General features: G+C 50.9%; 21 protein-coding genes and 1 tRNA gene. 5 read left to right on the top strand and 17 right to left on the bottom strand.

Features of this window, described 5'->3' with window-relative positions; translation table 11 throughout:
- The 11 genes from ACI31J_RS06815 to ACI31J_RS06765 all read right to left on the bottom strand — a co-directional run.
- Positions 1-4,279 (bottom strand): PolC-type DNA polymerase III (locus ACI31J_RS06815; RefSeq protein ID WP_439773676.1); only part of this gene is annotated, 4,279 nt, incomplete at its 3' end.
- Positions 4,280-4,360: 81 nt separating this feature from the next.
- A complete protein-coding gene (locus tag ACI31J_RS06810) occupies positions 4,361-6,088 on the bottom strand; it encodes a proline--tRNA ligase (protein WP_439773675.1) in 1,728 nt (575 codons plus the stop codon).
- Positions 6,089-6,113: 25 nt separating this feature from the next.
- Complete coding sequence (gene rseP / locus ACI31J_RS06805) at positions 6,114-7,388, bottom strand: RIP metalloprotease RseP (protein WP_439773674.1); 1,275 nt, start codon at positions 7,386-7,388, stop codon at positions 6,114-6,116.
- A 27-nt stretch (positions 7,389-7,415) separates the two neighbouring features.
- Positions 7,416-8,201, bottom strand: coding sequence for a phosphatidate cytidylyltransferase (locus ACI31J_RS06800; RefSeq protein WP_439773673.1), 786 nt, complete (start codon positions 8,199-8,201; stop codon positions 7,416-7,418).
- 16 nt (positions 8,202-8,217) lie between these two features.
- Entirely contained in the window at positions 8,218-8,937 is a 720-nt protein-coding gene (locus ACI31J_RS06795; protein WP_439773679.1) for an isoprenyl transferase, read from the bottom strand.
- Between the two features lie 187 nt (positions 8,938-9,124).
- On the bottom strand, positions 9,125-9,688 hold the full coding sequence (gene frr / locus ACI31J_RS06790; RefSeq protein ID WP_439773672.1) for a ribosome recycling factor: 564 nt from the start codon (positions 9,686-9,688) through the stop codon (positions 9,125-9,127).
- Positions 9,689-9,690: 2 nt separating this feature from the next.
- Positions 9,691-10,413, bottom strand: coding sequence for a UMP kinase (gene pyrH, locus ACI31J_RS06785; RefSeq protein ID WP_439773671.1), 723 nt, complete (start codon positions 10,411-10,413; stop codon positions 9,691-9,693).
- 84 nt (positions 10,414-10,497) lie between these two features.
- Complete coding sequence (gene tsf / locus ACI31J_RS06780; protein WP_439773670.1) at positions 10,498-11,373, bottom strand: translation elongation factor Ts; 876 nt, start codon at positions 11,371-11,373, stop codon at positions 10,498-10,500.
- Between the two features lie 111 nt (positions 11,374-11,484).
- Positions 11,485-12,276, bottom strand: coding sequence for a 30S ribosomal protein S2 (gene rpsB / locus ACI31J_RS06775; protein WP_439773669.1), 792 nt, complete (start codon positions 12,274-12,276; stop codon positions 11,485-11,487).
- 163 nt (positions 12,277-12,439) lie between these two features.
- Positions 12,440-12,754 carry a GIY-YIG nuclease family protein gene (locus ACI31J_RS06770; RefSeq protein ID WP_439773668.1) on the bottom strand — a complete coding sequence of 105 codons (315 nt, stop codon included), beginning with the start codon at positions 12,752-12,754 and terminating at the stop codon, positions 12,440-12,442.
- Positions 12,738-13,499: a tRNA1(Val) (adenine(37)-N6)-methyltransferase gene (locus tag ACI31J_RS06765; protein ID WP_439773678.1), complete on the bottom strand. Its 762-nt coding sequence runs from the start codon at positions 13,497-13,499 to the stop codon at positions 12,738-12,740. The genes ACI31J_RS06770 and ACI31J_RS06765 overlap by 17 nt, the downstream gene beginning before the upstream one ends.
- Positions 13,500-13,599: 100 nt before the next feature.
- Between ACI31J_RS06765 and ACI31J_RS06760 the strand changes: the two genes are divergently transcribed.
- A complete protein-coding gene (locus tag ACI31J_RS06760) occupies positions 13,600-14,238 on the top strand; it encodes a lysophospholipid acyltransferase family protein (protein WP_439773667.1) in 639 nt (212 codons plus the stop codon).
- A 47-nt stretch (positions 14,239-14,285) separates the two neighbouring features.
- Here the strand turns inward: ACI31J_RS06760 and ACI31J_RS06755 are convergent, their stop codons facing one another.
- Positions 14,286-14,507: a YneF family protein gene (locus tag ACI31J_RS06755; RefSeq protein WP_439773677.1), complete on the bottom strand. Its 222-nt coding sequence runs from the start codon at positions 14,505-14,507 to the stop codon at positions 14,286-14,288.
- 81 nt (positions 14,508-14,588) lie between these two features.
- Positions 14,589-14,840, bottom strand: coding sequence for a DUF896 domain-containing protein (locus tag ACI31J_RS06750; RefSeq protein ID WP_439773666.1), 252 nt, complete (start codon positions 14,838-14,840; stop codon positions 14,589-14,591).
- Positions 14,841-15,008: 168 nt separating this feature from the next.
- Between ACI31J_RS06750 and lexA the strand changes: the two genes are divergently transcribed.
- From lexA to ACI31J_RS06730, 4 genes are all read left to right on the top strand, one after another.
- The gene (gene lexA, locus ACI31J_RS06745) at positions 15,009-15,635 is read left to right on the top strand and encodes a transcriptional repressor LexA (RefSeq protein WP_439773665.1); all 627 of its coding nucleotides are present in this window, start codon (positions 15,009-15,011) and stop codon (positions 15,633-15,635) included.
- Between the two features lie 475 nt (positions 15,636-16,110).
- Positions 16,111-16,863, top strand: coding sequence for a triose-phosphate isomerase (gene tpiA, locus ACI31J_RS06740; RefSeq protein ID WP_439773664.1), 753 nt, complete (start codon positions 16,111-16,113; stop codon positions 16,861-16,863).
- 43 nt (positions 16,864-16,906) lie between these two features.
- Positions 16,907-17,800 carry a class II fructose-1,6-bisphosphate aldolase gene (fba, locus tag ACI31J_RS06735; protein WP_439773663.1) on the top strand — a complete coding sequence of 298 codons (894 nt, stop codon included), beginning with the start codon at positions 16,907-16,909 and terminating at the stop codon, positions 17,798-17,800.
- A 26-nt stretch (positions 17,801-17,826) separates the two neighbouring features.
- A complete protein-coding gene (locus tag ACI31J_RS06730; protein ID WP_439773662.1) occupies positions 17,827-18,480 on the top strand; it encodes a histidine phosphatase family protein in 654 nt (217 codons plus the stop codon).
- An 80-nt stretch (positions 18,481-18,560) separates the two neighbouring features.
- On the opposite strand, the gene ACI31J_RS06725 is transcribed toward ACI31J_RS06730, so the two are convergent.
- The 4 genes from ACI31J_RS06725 to ACI31J_RS06710 form a co-directional block, all read right to left on the bottom strand.
- Positions 18,561-19,718, bottom strand: coding sequence for a hydroxymethylglutaryl-CoA synthase (locus ACI31J_RS06725; RefSeq protein ID WP_439773661.1), 1,158 nt, complete (start codon positions 19,716-19,718; stop codon positions 18,561-18,563).
- Positions 19,719-19,729: 11 nt separating this feature from the next.
- On the bottom strand, positions 19,730-20,434 hold the full coding sequence (locus ACI31J_RS06720) for a ribonuclease H family protein (RefSeq protein ID WP_439773660.1): 705 nt from the start codon (positions 20,432-20,434) through the stop codon (positions 19,730-19,732).
- An 84-nt stretch (positions 20,435-20,518) separates the two neighbouring features.
- Positions 20,519-20,607: transfer RNA gene (locus tag ACI31J_RS06715), tRNA-Ser, on the bottom strand.
- 66 nt (positions 20,608-20,673) lie between these two features.
- On the bottom strand, positions 20,674-21,294 hold the full coding sequence (locus ACI31J_RS06710; protein ID WP_439773659.1) for a DUF308 domain-containing protein: 621 nt from the start codon (positions 21,292-21,294) through the stop codon (positions 20,674-20,676).
- Positions 21,295-21,380 lie beyond the last annotated feature (86 nt).

Raw genomic sequence — 21,380 nt, 5'->3', positions numbered from 1 at the left:
CCGTTAAGAAATCGATAAGCGTCTTAGAAACCTTCCCCCGTTCGGCAAGGTCTTCCTTAGACAGGAACGGTTTTTCTTCCCGCGCCGCCACGATCTGCTTGGCAACGTTCAGTCCCAGGCCAGGAACTGCCCGGAATGGTGCAATGAGACTGTCCCCATCGATCAGCCAGTTGGTGGCATCCGACTTATTGAGGTCGACCATCTTGAACTTGAAACCTCGTTCAAGCATTTCATTGGCCAGTTCCAGAATAGTCAGCAGACTCTTATCCTTGGCACTGGCATCGTTTCCCTGCTCGTTGATCTCCGCCATCCGGTGCTTGACCGCATCCTTACCGTGGGACATGGCGACCACGTCAAAATCGTCCGCCCGTACAGAGAAGAAGGCACAGTAGTAAACCAGTGGGAAGTAAACCTTGAAGTAGGCAATCCGCAGGGCCATCAGAACGTATGCCGCCGCGTGGGCCCGCGGGAACATGTACTTGATCTTCAGGCATGAATCCATGTACCACTGGGGAACGTTAGCCTTGCGCATCTTCTCCTGCCACTCGTCGGGAATTCCGCGACCGTGACGAACGGATTCCATCACCTGGAAGGAGGTTTCAGAATCAAGGCCGTAGTGGATCAAGTCGGTCATGATGTTGTCACGACAACCAATCACGTTGGCAATCGTGGCCGTTCCTTCCTTAATCAGTTCCTGGGCGTTGTCCAACCACACCCCGGTCCCGTGCGACAAACCGGAAATCTGTAGCAATTGGGAGTAGTTCTTCGGGTGCGTGTCGTTCAGCATTCCCCGGACAAACCGGGTCCCGAACTCCGGCAGCCCCAACGTCCCCGTCTTACTCTGAATCTGCTCTTCGGTAACCCCTAACTGCTTCGGGCTGGAGAAGAGTGACATCACGCCCGGATCATTCATCGGGATGGTCCGCGGATTGATCCCGGAAAGGTCCTGGAGGGCACGAATCATCGTCGGGTCATCGTGGCCCAGGATATCCATCTTCAGGATGTTATCGTGGATCGAATGGAAGTCAAAGTGGGTGGTCTCCCAGGCCGCGCTCTGGTCGTCGGCCGGGTACTGGACCGGTGTAAAGTCGTAGATGTCCATGTCGTCGGGCACAATGATGATCCCGGCCGGGTGCTGACCAGTCGTCCGCTTGACCCCGGTCGCCCCTTTAGCGAGCCGATCTTCCTCGGCTCCCCGGAATTGGACGTCGTTGTCCCGCTCGTAGGCCTTGACGTAACCATAGGCCGTCTTATCGGCCACGGTACCGATCGTCCCGGCCCGGAACACGTTCTTCTCACCGAAGAGAACCTTCATATAGTTATGGGCAATTGGCTGGTAGTCGCCGGAGAAGTTTAGATCGATATCCGGCACCTTGTTCCCCTTAAATCCTAAGAAGGTCTGGAACGGAATATCGTGACCGTCCTTCACCAGAAGGGTCCCGCACTTCGGGCAACGCCGCTCTGGCAAGTCAAAGCCGGAACTGTATTCCCCTTTGGTGTAGAAGTGGGTGTATTGGCACTTCGGGCACCGGTAGTGCGGCGGCAACGGGTTAACCTCCGTGATCCCGGAGAGGGTAGCAACCACACTGGAACCGACGGAACCACGAGACCCAACCAGGTAGCCGTCCTTGTTGGACTTGGCAACTAGCCGCTGGGCGATCAAGTAAATGACCGAGAACCCGTTCTTAACGATACTGTTCAGCTCCAGGCTGACCCGGTCACGAACCAGCTTCGGTAGCGGGTCGCCATACCAGGCCTTGGCGGTGTTCCAGGTCCGGTCCTGGATTTCCTGTTCCGCCCCCTTCATGTGCGGCGTATACAAGCGATCCTTGACGGGCCGGATATCGTTGTCGACCATATCCGCGACCTTATGCGTGTTGTCCACCACAATCTCATGGGCCTTTTCATCCCCCAGGAAGCTGAATTCCTGAAGCATCTCATCGGTAGTCCGGAAGTGTACGTCTGGCCGGTGGGTCCGGTTCAACGGGTTAGCGCCCCCTTGGGAATTAATCAGGATCTTGCGGTAAACTCCGTCGTGCGGATCGAGGTAGTGAACGTCCCCGGTAGCAACCACCGGCTTATCCAGTTCGTCCCCCATCTTGACCATGTTTTTCAGGATGTCCTCAAGGTGGGCATCGTCAGCGATCACGTGCTGTTCCAGCAGGGGGGCGTAGTTCGGCTTGGGCTGCACTTCGATAAAGTCGTAGTAACGCGCCTTATTCAGGGCCGTCGAGTAGCCCTTCTCCATCATCGCAGTGAAGACTTCACCTGACGAGCAGGCCGTCCCCAACAACAGGCCGTCCCGGTACTTGCTAAGCACGGTCCGCGGAATCCGCGGCACCCGGTGGAAGTACTTGACGTTAGAAAACGACACCAGTTTGAAGAGGTTCTTGAGGCCGGCCTGGGTCTGGGCCAGGATAGTGACGTGGAATGGCCGAGCATGCTTGTAGGCATCGTTTTCTGCCATGTGCTTGTTGAGGTCATCGACGTAACGGATATCGTAGCGCTTCTCGGCATCCTTTAAGAACTTGTAGAGCAGGTGCCCGGTCGCCTCCGCATCGTAGTTGGCCCGGTGGTGATGCTCCAGGGCCACCTTGAACCGTTTGCTCAGGGTATTCAGCCGGTAACCGCGCAGGTTCGGGTACAAGAAACGGGCCAGTGGTAAGGTGTCGATAACGGGTTCGGTGATCTCTCTCATCTTGTGCCGACGGTAACCGGTATTCATGAAGCCCATATCGAAGGAAACGTTGTGCCCGGCAATGATACAGCCGTCGCAGAAGTCCTTGAACATCTTGAATACTTCTTCCTCGCTCTTGGAACCGTGGACCATCTCATCAGTGATGCTGGTCAGCTGGGTGGTCTGTTCCGAAAGCGGGAAGCCAGGATCGATGAACTCATCAAAGCGTTCCAGGACTTCGCCATCCTTCATCTTCACCGCTGATAGTTCAATCACCTTGTCATAAATTGCTGATAGCCCAGTGGTTTCCACGTCGAAGATTACATAAGTATTATCCAAGAGGACATCTTGATTCTCGTTGTAAACCAACGGAATTCCATCATCAACCACGTTGGCCTCCAGCCCATAGAGCATCTTGATGCCAAACTTGTTGGCCGCCTTGAAGGCCTCAGGGAAGGCCTGGACGTTGGCGTGGTCAGTGACTGCAATGGCCGGCTGGCCCCATTCATGCGCGCGCTTTGCCAGTTCCGTGATCGAGTTGGTGGCATCCATCTGACTCATCTCGGTATGAGTATGCAGTTCAATTCGCTTATCATCTGCCGGAGCCTTATCCTTCCGTGGGGTGTGCTGCACCTGGTTGATGTCATAGGCGTTGATGATCAGGTCATGCATCCAGGTGTCTTCCTGGACCGGACCGCGGACCTTCAGCCAGATGCCCGGCTTGATGTTGGCAAACTGAGCCTCCTCCTCGGTATTGCGTGAAAACTTCTTGACCGCAAAGGATGAGGTGTAGTCGGTGATTTCAAAGGTCAACAGTTGCCGACCAGACCGTAATTCCCGGACCTCGGCGTTGAAGACGTAACCCTCAACCACCACAGAACGCTCCTCGCCCTGGATATCCTTCATCTGAATGACGTTTTCTTTATCGCTGATCGTCCGCCCCAGCTGAGCAGGGCCAGCGGCAGGAGCTACTTCTTGCGTCTGCTTGGTTTTTGCCCGGGCAGCATTGTTCTTCTTAATCTGGGCCATGGCCTTCGCCGCTAAGGCCGCATCATCCGCCTCGTGCTTAGCCTTCAGTTCTTTGATCTTCTCCTGCGAGGCTGACTGGTCAACAAAGGGGTGGATCCGAAACTGCGGGAAGCCCAAGTCTTGGTAGCGATGTTCAATCTTATCAAGGAGCTTTTGAACCAGCATATCCTTGACAATCTCGTTTTCAACTACCAAAGTCACCCGACCATCCTTAACCTCGGGACTAGTCTGCAGGCAGGCCTGCTGCAACATGGCCGAATCCTGAGCCGTCGTATTGACAATGTACTCCCAGTAGTCAACGATCAGTTGCTGATCCAGGTCGGTCATCGGGCTACTGATCTTGACCTTCACGCCAGCGATGTCCTTAAAGCCGCGTTGCAGTGCGGCAGTGAACTCCTGAAAGAGGCTGAACGGGAGGGCCTGCCGGAAGAGCAGGTGAAACTCCCACACCCGTGAGTTCTTATGGACAACGACCGACTGAATGGCCCCATTCTGGAAGGCCGCGGCATCCTTTTCCGGAAAATGAATCTGCTCAAGTAGTTTGGCAAACAGTTCATGCCGATTCAATCCCACACTAATGTCCTCCTATCTAAAAATGTGGCGCAAACTAATTTGCTTCAGCTTTGCGACCACATTTTCTATTCAAGTATTTAACTAATTCTTGCTATTCAATTGCTTCAGCAGGATACCAACCGTATTGGCGACTTCTTCCTGCTTAACTTCGATGGTCTCGCCAGTCTTTCTGATCTTGACCTCGACGATACCGTCAGCGGCCTTCTTACCGATGGTGATCCGGATCGGAATCCCGATCAAATCGGAGTCGGCAAACTTGACCCCGGCCCGTTCCTTTCGGTCATCAACCAGTACTTCGTAGCCGGCGGCCGTCAACTGCTCATCAAGTGCATTGGCCATGGCCATCTGATCATCCTTCTTAGCATTAACCGGGATGACATGGACGTCGAATGGTGCAATGCTGTCTGGCCAAACTAAACCATTTTCATCGGCGTTTTGTTCGGCCACTGCAGAAAGCAGCCGGGTAACCCCGATTCCGTAGCAACCCATAATTACATCTACTAGGCGGCCGTTTTCGTTCAAGACCTGGGCACCAAACTTATCGGAGTAGTGGGTCCCCAACTTGAAGATGTGGCCGATTTCGATCCCAGGCGTGAACTTGATTGGGTGACCGTCAGGGGCAATTTCCCCTTCCTTAACGTTTCGGAAGTCACCGAATTCGTCAACCCGGAAGTCACGGTCGATGTTGGCATTGATATAGTGGTGACCATCGTCATTGGCACCGCAAGCCATGTTGACCAGGACTTTGACATAGTTGTCAGCCAAGATCTTGACGTCTTCACCAACCCCAACGGGCCCCAGGGAGCCAGGGTGGGCACCTAGATACTTAACTGCCTGTTCTTCAGTCGCTAGGGTCAGGTCTTCGCAATCCAGGGCATCGGTAACTTTGGCCTCATTGACCTCGTCATTGCCGCGCATCAAGACCATGACTGGTTGATAGTCGTCCTCACCCATCTTGGCCATGAAAAGCATTGTCTTCAGGATCTGGTCAGCATCAATGCCCAGGCTCTCGGCTGCTTCGTCAACCGAGTGGGCACCTGGAGTCGCCTTCTTAGTCAGTTCCGCTGGTTGGGCCGTCTGTTGAACACCGGTAAACTTGCTGGTGGCCTTTTCAAGGTTAGCAGCGTAATCGCCATCGGTGTAGGCAATGATGTCTTCTCCAACCTTGGCCGGGGCGGAGAATTCCTGGGAGTTCTTACCGCCCATCGTACCAGAATCAGCCAGGATAACCTTATAGTTCAGGCCGATCCGATCAAAGATGTTCCGGTAAGCCTGGGCCTGCTTCTCGTAGGCTTCGTCTAACCCAGCCTGGTCAGCGGAGAAGGAATAGCCATCCAGCATCTCAAATTCCTTCCCCCGCAAGATCCCGTAACGTGGCCGGTCCTCATCACGGAACTTGTCCTGAAGCTGGTAAACCACCAGGGGCAGCTTCTTGTAAGACTTGATACTATCCCGAATCACTTCGGTAAAGGTTTCTTCATGAGTTGGGCCCAAGATAAAGTCACGATCCCGCCGGTCCTTGAGCTTGAAGAGGTTGTCCCCGTAGCTCTCGTAACGGCCTGATTGCTTCCAGAGGTCGGCAGGCAATAGACCTGGCATCATCATCTCCACGGCATCGGCCTTGTCCATCTCATCACGGATGATGTTCTCGACCTTGCGGATTACCCGGTATGCCAGCGGCAGGTATGACCATACCCCGGCAGAAACCTGGTAGATATAGCCGGCCCGAATCATCATCTTATGACTCAAGGCTTCGGCATCGCTTGGCGCCTCTTTCTTGGTTGGAATCAAAATCTTTGATTGTCTCATAAAAAACTACTCCTCCAAAATCAATTTATCGAATGAAATAACGTTGAATGTCGTTCCAGGTAACAAGAATCATCAATAGTAATAAGAGCATGAAGCCAATCATGGTGACCACGCCCTCCGCCTTTTCGGGAATCGGCCGCCGGATAATGGCCTCAATAATGTTTAAAAGCAGCTTGCCACCGTCCAGTGCCGGAATCGGCAACAAGTTCACGATCCCGAGGTTGATTGACAATAACGCCAGAAAGTTTAACACACCGTTAAAACCCAGCGCCGTCGCCTGGGACGTCCCCGCATAGATGGCAACCGGGCCACCTAAATCGTTGAGACTAAAGCCATGTGTAAACATACTCCCCAGCACACTAAAAATCAAGGTACCTGCCTGGACGAACTGCTGCCAGCCAAAGAGTAGCCGGGCCTTGATCCCGGTCTTTTGCTCCTCGATAATCCCGATTTGACCAACCTTTTGTTTGCCTTGGTGAACCGTCTTTGGAACAACAGTCACCTGGTGCTGGTGATGGTCACGTTCGTAGGTTAAGCGCACCTTCTCGCCCGGGTGGCTAGAGATGTTGGTCGAAAGGTCAGCCCAGTTCTTAATTGTCGTGTTGCCAACCTTGGTGATCCGGTCCCCGGCAGTCAGCCCCGCCTTTGCAGCGACCGATCCTGTATTAACGCGGCCGAGCCGGTTGCTATTCGTGGGAACACCACTCAGGGTGAAGCCGAGGATGATGAAGACGACCAATGACAAGATAAAATTATTCATTGGTCCCGCGAAGTTAGTCATCATCCGTGCGGGCAGGCTAGCGGAGCGGAATTGAACATCCCGCGGCGCAATCTGGACATGGGTGCCGTCCTTTTCAATGATCACCGCGTCATGGTTAACATCATAATTCTTCAGCTGGTCTTCGTCACCATTGACGTACCCCTTGATCCACAAGCCATCGGTAAGGTCACAGTCAACAATCTGTAACGGAACCCCTTGAAAGAGAGCCGCCTTATTGCTGGCATTGATGGTGACCACCTGGCCCTGGTCATTGAGCTGGACAGTCACCGGGGTCCCCGGCCGCAACTCATCGAGATCCTCGTCGTCGTTACCGGCCAGGCGGACATAACCACCAACTGGTAAGATTCGAATAGTATAGGTGGTCCCGTTCTTGCGCCGCCACCAGATCTTCGGCCCCATTCCAATGGAGAATTCCCGGACCAGGATGCCGGCCCGCTTAGCAAAGAAGTAGTGACCGTATTCGTGGACCAGGACTAAGATACCGAATACCAGGATAAAGGTAATAATTGTTACTATCAAATGATCCCCTCTTTAAGATTGCAACGCTTAAATAATTCCAAGTAAGTGTAACATCGGCATCACGACCAGCATACTATCAAATCGGTCCAGGATACCACCGTGTCCCGGCAGGATCTTCCCGGAGTCCTTCACACCATAGTAACGCTTCAGTGATGACTCAATCAGATCACCAAACTGGCCCATGATCGACAGAACGACGGTCAACAGAACCATTGGTAGCCAGGCCCCGCCAACTGGCAGGAAGTACAGGTAGATTGCCAAAATAATCGTGGCCGCAACGGTCCCGCCAATCGAGCCTTCCCAGGTCTTGTTGGGACTGATCTTCGGTGCCAGCTTGTTCTTACCGATCTTGCGACCGATCAGGTAAGCCCCACTGTCGGTCAGCCAAACGATCAACATCCCGTACAAGAGGGTCACAAAGTTGATCGACCGGGCAACCACAAAGTAGTGAAAACCCAGGCCGATATAAAGCATCGCCAGGGTCAACACCCCAGCATCGTCAAAGGTAAACCGCTGCTTGCGCAAAACCGTGTGGAGCAAGAGCAGCAGCACCAGGACGTAAAAGCCGAACCAACGCGTCGCCACGCTCGGCAAAAAGTCCAGCCAGCTATCCGGCAAGATCAATAAAGCCACCCCAAGATAACTGATGATGGCCTCGAAGGAGATTAAAAACATCTTCTTCATGACCAAGATCTCTGACATTGCGATGATTCCGAGGGCAACCGCCGCGATTGTCAGCGGCCAGCTTCCGTAAACGATCAGCGGAATAAAGATTGCCAGGGCAATCACCGCGGTAATTATCCGTGTTCTCATTATTTAACTAACTCCTTTACTTATTTACTAACCCGCCAAAGCGCCGGTGCCGCCCTTGAAACTCAATAATTGCGCGCTTCAGGGTTTCGCCATCGAAGTCTGGCCAATGTTCTGGCACAAATTCGAGTTCACTATAGCCAATCTGCCAGAGCATGAAGTTGCTGATCCGTTCCTCACCGCTGGTCCGGATCAATAGGTCGGGATCCGCCAGCTTCTCCAGTGGGGACGACATCAAGTGGTTGCTGATGGTCTGCTCCGTAATCGCTGCTGGTTCAAGCTGACCATCCTGAACCTCGCTGGCGATGGCACGAACCGCCCGGGTGATCTCGTCACGACTGCCGTAATTTAGGGCAAAGTTAAGGATCATCCCGTCACAGTCCGCCGTGTCCTTGATTGCATCCCGCACCGCCTTCTGGGTGGCCTCGGGAAGACGAGAAATGTCCCCCATCACCATCACCTTGACGTTATGCTTGACCAGGTCAGGGACAAACGTCGTAAAGAAGCGAATTGGCAGCTGCATCAGGTAGTTGACCTCCGTTGCCGGCCGCTTCCAGTTTTCCGTCGAGAATGCGTACAGGGAGAGCACCTTTACACCAAGGTCGCTTGCCGCCATGGTCACCTTCTTGACCGTCTGCATCCCCTGCTTGTGGCCGGCAACCCGTGGCAGGTGCCGGCGCTGGGCCCAGCGTCCGTTGCCATCCATGATGATGGCAATGTGGGCTGGGATCCGCTCCATGTCTAATTGCTTTTCTGTGCTTGTGTCTTTCTTGCTAGAAAACACCGTCTTCGCCTCCGTTTAGTTGGTTTTGACAAATAATCACCCATTAATTATAAGGCTCTTAGCCCTAAAAAGCTACTTGCCGCGCAAAGCAAAAAACGAGGATGGTACTGCCCACCCTCGTCGTCAATGAACATTGTTTGAATTAGCCTTCGAGCAATTCCTTTTCCTTGGCGCTGGCAATTTCTTCCAGGTTCTTGATCCCGGCATCGGTCTCATCTTGAACCTTCTTTTCCAGATCGTGGAATTCGTCGTCGTTGAAGTCGCCATCCTTGTTACCCTTCTTCAGGTCATCCATGGCTTCCCGCCGAACATTCCGAACTGCTACCTTAGCTTTTTCCAATTCAGCCTTAACGTCCTTGGCCAGTTCCTTACGCCGGTCTTCCGTCAGTTGTGGAATGATCAGCCGAATGGCAGTCCCGTCGTTTTGCGGCGTCAGGCCCAAGTTTGAGGCGTAGATTGCCCGTTCGATTTCTTCCAAAATGCTGCTGTCGTATGGAGTAACCAGCAATTGCCGAGCTTCTGGAATCGTAATGGAAGCCACTTGGTTCAGCGGCGTTGGTGCCCCGTAGTACTCAACCTTGACGGAGTTGAGCAGGCTGGCGTTGGCCTGACCGGCCCGGATATCTGCTAAAGTCCGTTGCAGGGCTTCGCCGGACTTCTTCATCTTATCCTTGGCACCGTTTAAAATATCCTTACTATTAGCCATGATTAGTCCCCCTCAATGGTCGTCCCGACTTGCTGGCCGGTAACAACCTTCATAATGTTTCCTGGTGTGTTGAGATTGAAGACTACCAATGGAATATGGTTATCCATTGACAGTGAGCTGGCCGTCGTGTCCATGACGTTCAGGTTCTTTTCAATCAGGTCCATGTGTGTCAGACGGTCAAACTTAACAGCACTGGTATCCTTGTTTGGATCAGCGGAGTAGACACCGTCAACTCCGTTCTTTCCCATCAAAATCGCGTCAGCGTTGATTTCTGCTGCCCGCAGCGCTGCCGTCGTGTCGGTTGAGAAGTATGGGCTTCCCGTTCCCCCGGCAAAGATCACAATCCGATCCTTCTCCAGGTGACGAATGGCCTTGCGCCGAATGTATGGTTCCGCAATCTGCCGCATCTCAATGGAAGTCTGGACCCGGGTTGGTACGTCGATGGACTCTAAAGCATCCTGCAGGGACAGGGCGTTCATGATGGTGGCCAGCATTCCAATGTAGTCCGCCTGGGCCCGTTCCATGCCGAGCTGTTCACCAGTGACGCCCCGCCACATGTTACCGCCACCGACAACGATCGCAATCTGAACGCCCAAATCGTGAACTTCCTTAAGTTCCTTGGCAACATCTTTTAAAACGGGTGGGTTAATGCCGAAACCCTTCTCACCGGCAAGGGCCTCCCCGCTCAGTTTTAAGATAACACGATTATACTTAATATCAGCCATGCTTTTCCTCCTCAAATTGTCTGCCAATCAAGTATTGTAAAAAAGGACGCACTGAACCCAGCACGTCCTTTCGCCAAGCGAACCTTAGTTCATTTGGTCCTTAACTTCTTGAGCAAAGTCATCCTGCTTCTTTTCGATCCCTTCACCGACTTCGTAACGGATGAAGGACTTCAGCTTACCGTTGTTAGCAGAAACGTATTCAGCAACCGTTTGGTCTGGGTTCTTAACAAAGTCTTGGTCTGCCAAGCAGATTTGTGATAAGAACTTGTTGAGCCGACCTTCAACGATCTTATCAACGATCTTAGCTGGCTTGCCTTCGTTCAACGTTTCTTCCTTGAAGACTTCACGTTCGTGGTCAAGACGGTCTTGGGAAACGTCGTCACGAGTCATGAATTCTGGGTTGATAGCAGCAACGTGCATAGCAACGTCCTTGGCAGTAGTTTCGTCGCCGCCTTCAAGAACAACTAAGGCAGCAATTTGGCCGCCCTGGTGCAGGTAAGCACCGAAGCTGTCGCCGTCGTTCTTTTCAACAACGCTGAACCGACGAAGGCTAACCTTTTCACCAGTCTTTTGGGTAGTGCTGATAATGTCATCATTCAACGTACCGTTGGCAGTCTTGATTGCCAAGGCTTCTTCAACAGTAGCAGGCTTGTTTTCACTGATCAGCTTGGTAACTTCCTTGAGCAGGGCCTTGAATGGGTCACTGGCAGCCACAAAGTCCGTTTCGGAGTTCAATTCAACAATGGCAGCGGTGTTGCCGTTAATTGCAACATCAGCCAAACCTTCGGCAGCAACCCGGTCGCTCTTCTTAGCAGCCTTGGCGATCCCCTTTTCACGAAGGTAATCCATTGCCTTGTCCATGTCACCGTCACTGGCAACTAATGCCTTCTTGGCATCCATGATTCCGGCACCAGACTTCTTACGCAATTCCATAACTTGAGCAGCTTTAATTTCAGCCATGACTAGATCTCTCCTTTATTAATCAATGGGGTTTTCAAAAAAAGGGCTGTTTGTACTTAGGGCCACTATGGTCCATAACACAAAACAGCCCAAGTATTTAATAACTAATTGTTAGTCTTTGCCTTCAACACTGTTCTTAAGGTTCTTCAGAGAATCTTCGCTAACAGTTTCGTTTTCAGCGTTGTCATCAGCAGCAGCTTCTGCTTGTTGTGCATCGTCTTGACCCTGCTTACCTTCAACAATAGCATCAGCCATCTTGGAAGTAATCAGACGAACGGCACGAATAGCGTCATCGTTTGATGGGATTACGTAGTCGATGTCGTCTGGGTCAGTGTTGGTGTCAACCATAGCAACGATTGGAATGTGGAGCTTTTGAGCTTCCTTAACAGCAATCTGTTCCTTGTGTGGGTCAACGATGTACATAACATCTGGGATCCGTGGCATGTCTTCGATACCGCCAAGGAACCGTTCCAGCTTTTCACGTTGCTTAGTCAGAACAGCAACTTCCTTCTTTGGCAGAACATCGAAAGTACCATCTTCGGACATCTTCTTGAGTTCCTTCAAACGAGCAATCCGTGATTGGATGGTCTTCCAGTTGGTCAGGGTACCACCTAACCAACGGTGGTTAACGTAGTATTGACCTGCACGGGTAGCTTCTTCTTCAATTGAGTCTTGAGCTTGCTTCTTGGTACCAACAAAAAGAGCAACACCGCCGTTAGCGGCAACGTCCTTCATGTAGTTGTAAGCCGTGTCGATCATCTTGACCGTCTTTTGCAGGTCAATGATGTAGATCCCGTTCCGTTCAGTGAAGATGTATTCTTCCATCTTTGGGTTCCAACGACGAGTTTGGTGACCGAAGTGGACACCTGCTTCAAGCAATTGCTTCATAGTAACAACAGACATAATAAACCTCCAAATTGTTTTTTCCTCCCCGCGGCTCGACTAGTCAGAGAACCTCTATAATGAAAGGCACGTCTCAGACTATCACCGCGAGTGTGTTATATGTTGTTAAACACCGTTTAATAGTATACAAAAAAGCCTGTCCAATGACAAGCTTTTTGAATGCTTAATTTCGTTGATGGGAATGGTTTTGATAGTAGAAGCGGGCAACATCGATTCCCCGGGCGGCCAGGTAAGCAACTTTCTTCGCGCGAGGCTGGTGTTTGAAGCGGTATTCCGCACTTAGCGCAGCATGCTTATTGTCAAAAGCCATTTGATAGATCAAACGCAACGGGTGCCGGGACTTTACCCGGGTGTACTTGGCTCCTCGCCCAGTCTCATGCATTGCCAACCTATGCGCAACGTTGGTCGTGAATCCACAATAAAGGGTGTCGTCAGCGCAGTACAAAACATACATATAATACTTATTTTTGCTGACCATAGAGCAACTCCTGAACCTCCGGAAGGTAGTTACCGTCTTCCCCACTGACGGTCAGTGGCGGGACCACTTTCAGTCCACCCGGCTTGCCATCTTTAATCACTTCCAGCAGGAACATGTTGGCGTCTCGTCCGGGTTTGGGATGAATGAACCGTACCCGCTTGGGAACTAGCCGGTGTTCCTGCATGGTAGTCAAGATCTCGGTTAACCGGTCGGGCCGGTGGACCAGGTAGCCATGGCCATTCATCTTGAGCAGGCCGCTCATCTGCTTGGCCACCGTTTCTAAATTAGTAGCAATTTCGTGCCGGGCAATGGCCAAGTAACGGTTAGGATTCTTTTGACTCTGGGCAGTCACCGGAAAGTATGGCGGGTTGCACAATACCACATCGGCAGAATCCTTGGGCACGGCACTAAAGACATCGGCAATATCCATATTAAGCACCCGGTAGCGATCGGTCAGCTGGTTTAACTCAACGCTGCGCTTGGCCATGTCGGCGATTCTGGGCTGCAGTTCGACCTCAGTAAAGGTTCCGCCGAGCTTCTTATGCAGGAAAAGGCCAATCGCCCCATTTCCCGCGCAGAGATCAACGGTCCGCAATTTATGCCGGTGATTAGGCCGGACAAAATCCGCCAGCAGGACCGCATCTAAAGAAAAGGCAAAGCAGCTGGGGCTTTGAATAATCTGGACGTCCTGGCTGTACAGCTGGTCAATTCGTTCATCGTTTTTTAGTAAGGAGGCTGGTTCCATCATCATATTCCTTTCGTAATTCGCCCCTTGCATATGACATCATTTTTCGTCATACTTAGGTGCTAGAGATTAAAAATCATTGAAGATTGGAAGAACAATCATGCTTTATAACTTTTTAGTAAGAATCGTTAATCCTTTGCTCAACCTAATTAATGGTCGGACAAAGATCTATAATCGTGAAAATCTGCCGGACGGCAATTATATTGTCGTGGCTCCCCACCGGACCTGGATGGATCCTGTCCTCATCGCCCTGGCAATCTGGCCAAAGAAGTTTAGTTTTATGGCCAAAAAAGAACTTTTCAAGAACCCGCTTGCCGGGAAATTTCTTCGGGCCCTCAACGCCTTCCCGGTTGACCGTAAGCACCCGGGTCCATCGGCCATCAAAACACCAGTGAACATTCTGAAAAAGACGGAACTCTCAACTATCATCTTCCCGTCAGGCTCGCGTTACTCTGCCAAGCTCAAGGGCGGGGCGATCGTGATTGCCAAACTGGCAAACGTGCCGCTCGTTCCGGTAGTCTACCAGGGGCCGTTGAAGTTTAGTCAGCTTTTCGCCAGGCGGCCACGGCACATCGCCTTTGGAAAGCCGATCTACATCGATCGCAGGGAGCGCTTGACTGACGAAAACCAGGCTAAGATTGAAGCACAGATGCAGACGGCCTTCGATGACCTCGACAAGCAGATCGACCCGAATTACCACTATGTCATGCCCAAGAAACCAGCAGATGATGATTTCTAAAAACATGAGAAATAATAAAAAGGATGCGGCGTGACGCATCCTTTTTATTATTTGCGGTTTGCTTTCCGCGCTTGAGCCTTCATAGTTTGCATCATCTGGTGAAGTTTGCGGCTGGAAGGCTTTTGACCCATTTGAAGCATCATTGTCCGCAGCATTTCTTCTGAAATTGGTGGATTATTACGAAGGTAATTTTCCATGTACTTACGGGCGCCGAAGAAACCGACAAGCAGGCCCACTAATAATGCAATAAGGGCCCATAAAATTGTCATACCCACGACTAATTCCTCCTTTGGTTAGTTACCTTTCCATCTTACACGAAAGAAAGGATATTGAAAAGAGAAAATCAGCGCTCAGTCGTCACGCAGGCCCTTTTTACGTTGGATCTCACGAACTTTATTTGGCGTTACTTCCTTGCCGTCCTTGTCAAAGATCCGCATCATTTCAATATTGCTCCGCATTGTCTCCCGGAAGTTCTTGATGTACTCACGACGCAGGCGCTCCCGTTCCCGGGTTTCTGCTTCCGTCAGCCCTTCTTTTTTGTTCTTGTGGGCCAACTCATTGATTCGCTTCAACAGCTTATCTTGTTCTTCTGATTCAGCCATGAATCTTTCCCTCCAATCGTTCTAACACCTTTAACGGCTTGATTTTACCGAATTTAATGGACAATTGCAAATTTTCCGTCAACGGTGGAAGTCGGACGAACGTACGTTTGAAATGTTGCAGTCACTATGATATCCTTTACATAATAATAATGATAATGAGGTGTTATTATGCCACGATCCGCTAAAAACAAACAAATGGCAGTCCTATCTTATATTCATAAGCAGGTTGCCGAGCATGGCTACCCACCAACAGTCCGGGAAATTTGCGGCGCTGTGGGCCTCTCATCTACTTCGACCGTCCACGGGCATATCACCCGCTTGATCGAGCAGGGGTTTTTGCGTAAGGATTCTGCCAAGCCCCGGGCCCTTGAAATCACTCCCAAGGGTCTCGACCTGCTCGGAGTTAAGCCGATGCAGACCAAGATTCCAATGCTTGGTGTCGTTACTGCCGGCCAGCCCATCCTCGCCGTCCAAGACGCCACCGATTTTTTCCCGATCCCGCCATCGATCCAGGACAATAATGACCTGTTCATGCTGAAGATTCGGGGAACCAGTATGATTAAGGCCGGCATCTTAAACGGTGACGACGTAATCGTCCGTAAGCAGTCTACGGCCCGCAATGGCGACATCGTCATCGCCATGAACGATGATAATGAAGCTACTTGCAAGCGATTCTTCAAGGAAAAGACCCGTTTCCGCCTGCAACCGGAGAATGACACAATGGACCCCATTTTCCTTCAGAACGTTAAAATTCTCGGTAAGGTGATCGGCCTTTTCCGTGACCACATCTTCTAAGAATGACCGACAAAAAGCTACCGCGCCTGATCATGTATCAGGTTGAATAATAATTTAATTGGCCTTATCGCCACGAAATTTCGTGGCGATAAGGCCTTTTTTCTCGAAAGGGCCTCAACATTTACCCATTGCAAGTAAACTATACCAATTTTCGATAGCGGCACAGCAATCAACCACTCATGAATAAGTAAAAAAGGTAAAATCAGACAGGTAAAATTCACAATATATTAGCTGTAATCACGTAAAAATGCAAAAAATTTTTTGACTTATAATTAAAATGCTATTATACTAGGATCATAGCATGAGAATGACAACGTTTTCATAAGAACAATAAAGATAATGCTCATTCGAGATTGTGAATAATAAATAGCAGGAGGCAAAAGATAAAGCCGATGATTTCATGACATTGTATTTTTATAATATAGACCATTTAGAAGTTATTTAATTAATTCGGAATCAAATGAGGTGATTAATAATGCGAAAACCCTTCGTGGTGGCTAATTGGAAAATGAACAAAAACGTCGACGAAGCGCTAAGCTTTCTCAACTTCATTATCCAAGACCTCCCGGACCCTTCGCAAACCGAGGTGGGGATTGCCCCACAAGCATTTGCTATTTATCCAATGACACAATTAACCAAAAGAACCTCATTACAGATTATCGGTCAAAACGCGGCTGAAAAATGCAATGGTGCCTATACTGGAGAAATCAGCGTCAGGGACTTAGCTTCCATCGGCGTCAATTACGTTATCCTGGGGCATACCGAAAGAAGAAATTATTTCAAGGAATCCGACCAAGTGATTAACAAAAAGGTGATCACGGCGCTGCGTGCGGGTGTTAAACCGATCATTTGCACTAATAACCAAAACAAGCATACCGGCTTTCATCAGTTGAAAAAGATCCTGATGGGCGTACCGCTGGCGCAACTAACCAACGTTATCCTGGCGTTTGAGCCCATCGAAGCGGTCGGCATCGGCAAGCACGCGAACATCGAAACGGCTCAGTACGGTTGTCAACTGTTGCGCGAGGTCCTTTGCAGCACGGTTGGCGCACGAATAGCCGACCAGATACGGATTCTCTATGGCGGGAGCGTTAATGCCAACAACATCAGTTCGATCATGGCCGCCCCTGACATTGACGGCGTACTAATCGGTCGTGCCAGTCTTGACCCCTACAACTTTGCACAAATGATCAATTATCAAAAAGCAGCCCTTTCACGGGTAATTTAATCAATAACTATAACTATTAACACAACGAGTGGAGGATATCGATATGGCTACATTAGTAAATGGTATTGACATTTTTAAGGACGCACGGCAAAACCATTATGCCGTAGGAGCTTATAATCTCAATAATCTCGAATGGACACGGGCAATCTTGCGCGCCGCCCAAGAAACCAACACCCCGGTATTAGTACAGGTATCGATGGGAGCGGCCAAGTACATGGGTGGCTACAAATTCGTTAAAGATATGGTAATGGATCAAATCGACGCCATGGGAATCACTGTTCCCGTTGTCTTGCACCTTGACCACGGTGACTTTGATGCCGCAATGGAATGCATCCGCTTAGGCTATCCATCGGTAATGTTTGATGGTCACAAACTACCAACTGAGGAAAATTATGTCAAGACAAAACAGATTGTCGAAGCTGCTCACGCCCGTGGCATCGCCGTTGAAGCAGAAATCGGCAAGATTGGTGAAAATCAAGATGCTACCAGCGGTGAGTTAGCATCCGTCAAAGATGCCGTTCGCTTTGCAAACTTGGAGGTCGACATGCTAGCTTGCGGAATCGGGAACATCCACGGAATCTACCCGGCCGGCTGGCAAGGCCTTAATTTTGAACGCCTAGCAGAAATCGCCAACGCCATCAGTATCCCGCTGGTATTGCACGGCGGTTCAGGCATCCCCCGCGACCAAGTTGAAAGAGCAATTTCGCTTGGGATTAGCAAGGTTAACATCAACACCGAATTCCAACTGGCCTTCCAACAAGCAACACGAAAGTATATCGAAGAAGGCCGCGACCTGGACAAGGAACACAAGGGCTACGACCCTCGTAAGCTGCTACTGGTCGGGACGGAGGCAATTACCGATTCGATGAAGGAAATGATTTCATGGCTGAAGACCCCTTCAATCAGCGAATCACTCCAGCAAGCAACCATCGCTTAATCATTAATTTTAAGGGGACTAAGAATATGGCAAGTAACATCTTTTTCATTCGTCACGGGGAGACCTACTTCAATCGCTTCGCCCGTCTGCAGGGGTGGTCAGATACCCCGTTGACCGATAAAGGGAAACAGGACGCGGTCAACATCGGCAAGCGCCTCGCCAACCTGCAAATCGACTACCTCTTCTCCAGTGACCTGAAGCGGGCCATCGATACGGCGAAGATTGTGATTGCCCAAAACCAGCAAAGCGAGCTAACCGCGCCCGTTACCAACCCAATCTTCCGTGAAGTGTTCTATGGTTCATTTGAAGGCCACAGCAATGAAGAAGGCGCCATCTGGGCTAGCCAGCTCGCGGGAAAACGGTTCCGGCGAATCGGCCAATTAGTCGATGCGTTTGGAGTTGAAAAAGCCCACGATCTTTTGAAGGCCGCCGATCCCGCTCGGTTAGCGGAAGACAGCACGGCCCTCAACCAACGGGTAGACCAAATCATTTCATTCTTGCGCTCGCTAGGCGATGGCAAAACAGTGGTCGTGGCAACCCACGGTTCAATCATCCAGTACATTGCCAGCCGGATTGACCAGACAAAGACCTACCCCAACTTGGACAACGGCGCACTGATGAAGCTAGTAATGACGGATAAGCAAATTTTAATTGATTCCTATAATGCCAAGAGTCTATAGCAACAAAGGCCGACAAAGCAACCGCCCCAACAACGGGACGAAGCTTTGTCGGCCTTTGTATTCCAATAATCGTTAGTCTTTTACCGGCGTTGATAAATCCGCTGGTGATTCTTTTGCCCAGCCAGGACAAATGGTGCCTCGTCGCCCTGGAGGTCAAATTGAACGTCATCCTCCTGCATCCCCAATTGACTATTAAACAGCCGCTCGTATTCATCAATTGAAACCTGGTGCCGGGCTAACAAATCCTGCTTAACATCACTGAGGTTTTCGGCAAAGGCCGGCTGAACAATTCCACTATAGAATTCGCCTTCCGCCCCGGAGCCGTACGAAAAAAGCCCCAAGCGATCACCAGGTACCACTTGGCCGTTTTGCAAAAGCGACATCAAGCCCAAGTATAGTGAGCCGGTGTAGAGGTTACCGACCTGCCGGCAGTAAACCTGACTGGCTGTCAGTTGTTCACGGAGCCGGCTGGCAACGGCATCATCACGATCCTGTAGAACCCCCTCCAGGCCCTTCTTCCCCATCTTGGTAAATGGCAGGTGGAAAGCGATTCCGGCAAAGTCGTCCAGCCGCCGCCCCGTCCGTTGCAGGTAGCGGGTCAAGGTGTTCTTGAAGAAGTCAACGTAGACCCCGGTGGAGTACTTACCATCCACAATCGCTTCAGTTGCGTAAAGTGGCCGCCAGAAGTCCATCAGGTCCCGACTGTAGGAGACACTCGTCGGTTCAATCGCCAAGACGTGCGGGTCGGCACCAATCAGCATGGCAACCGCCCCTGCCCCCTGGGTTACTTCGCCAGGGGTGCCAAGGCCATAGCGGGCAATATCAGCAGCAATCACCAGCACCGTTTCCTGAGGGTTTAGGGCCACCAGCCCACGGGCAAACTGGATTGCCGCAGTCCCGGAATAGCACGCTTCCTTAAGCTCTAACGCCCGGACATAATCGTCCAGTCCTAGCAAGTGTTTGATGTAGATCGCACTGGCCTTGGAATTATCAATCCCCGATTCGGTCGCCACAATGATCGTCGACAGCCGCTGGGCAACGTCCGCCGTCAGCAGCTTTTGGGCCGCCCGGGCACCCAGCGTCACGATATCCTGGGTTGGGGGGACCACCGCTTGACGATCCTGACCAATACCGATCGTGTACTTGTTAGGATCAACCCCCCGCTTAGCCGCTAATTCCGTCAGTTCAATATATTGATCCGTAGTGGCGAAGGCCATCTTGTCAATTCCAATCTTCATCCTACTCAACCTCAATTCCTTTCCATCCGATCCATCGTCTCGTTTAACAACTCATCAACCATGTTATTACCCTGGTTAACCGCGTGACCCTTTGTCCAGGCAAAACGTAACTGGGAAAACTGCGGTAGCAAGCGCAGCACGGTCGCCCACAGTTCCTGATTAGCCACGGGACTGCCGCTGGAAGTTACCCAGCCGCGCCGCCGCCAGCCGTAGAGCCATCCCTTCATAATTGGGTCCAGGACATAGTGCGAATCCAGGGTGGCCAAAATGGGCTCATCATTTAAGCGGTGGGCAATCAAGTATTCCAGGGCCTTGATTAGGGCCGTTACCTCCATCTTGTTGTTGGTTGCCCCAAATTCACCATCGGTCCCGGTGATTTGCCGGTGGCGGTACTCAATTAGGTAGGCCCAGGCCGCCTTATCGTCGTTTTTGACGTGCTGGCCCCGCTTATTGCCGTGATTCCGCGACCCGCCATCCGTGTATAGTCGGATGGTCGGTGCGCTGACTGATGCCGCAGCGGAATCCAAAGACAGGCTCAGCTGCTGCGGCTGGACAGGCGTGTCGGCCCCCTTTAACCAGTCCAGGGCCGCGCTTCGGCTGGGAAAGCCCTTATAGATGGCGCCGGTAAAACCGCTGACCTGCTGCTGACATTCTGGCCAAGAGGTATAGATCCCCGGCCGGCGACCCCGCTTTACTGCATAGAATTTTTTTGCCACTGAATAGTTCCTCCAAATAAAAAGTTTGTTGCACGATAGAAAATAAAAAAAGCCTTTATCTCAAGGCTTTTAGCTCATATAGAAAGGAGAGTACAGGATTTGAACCTGCGCGCCCGCTCAACACGGGTTCGCCGGATTTCGAGTCCGGTGCATTACCACTCTGCCAACTCTCCAAAATCAACTATTACATTATAACAAGTTTTCGAACTTGCGTAAAGTGCAACAGTTGAACGACTAACCTAGTTCCCCTGGTTAGCAATGTCATACGTGGTTTTACCGTTCTTAGCAGTGTAAAGCGCCTGCTTGGTGTTATCTGGATTGACAATGCTTAATGAATATTCATCCGTCAAGACATTATCAATCTCGCCCGAGTTCTGCTTGATGGACTTGGTAAGGTTCGGCCAGCCAATCTGTTCGGCCTGACTCGGATCTTGAACCAGCGCCTGCACGGCCTGCACCGTATTGTCGTCAGTCGGCTTGATCTGGTACGTCTTAGTATCCTCATCAAAAGAAACCGTCCCCAGCTTAGAATAGCCCTTTTGCAACTGGCGAAGAACGGCCATTTCCTTCTGTTCCTGGTTGCCCTGACTGTTCTGAGCATTAATGCTACCCAGCTTATTAGAAAATGAGGCGCTGCCGGATTGTTGAACTACCTGTGAAGAGGAGCTGGCCTGTTCACTTGTTGAGCGCTGATTATGGTGAAAGTATGGTAAGTTGATGACACCATAGATTAGGGCAATCAGACTCAGCACAACAATAATAGTGCCGCCTTTCCATTCGCGGTATTGCTGCCACGAATTGGCAAGGTAGAAGCCCCCCAAGATCAACATCAGTGCACCAAAAATAACTAAAAAGATCATATATTGATACCTCTTTATTACCTGACAAGGAAAGTCCTCATCATCACTCTGAATTCTTAATTTTGCCAGAATATAGCAAAGAGACT

The organism is Limosilactobacillus sp. (genome assembly GCF_051873075.1).
Lineage (GTDB): Bacteria > Bacillota > Bacilli > Lactobacillales > Lactobacillaceae > Limosilactobacillus.
Note: the sequence above shows the minus strand (reverse complement) of the source record. Positions and strands in the feature narration are given on the sequence as shown.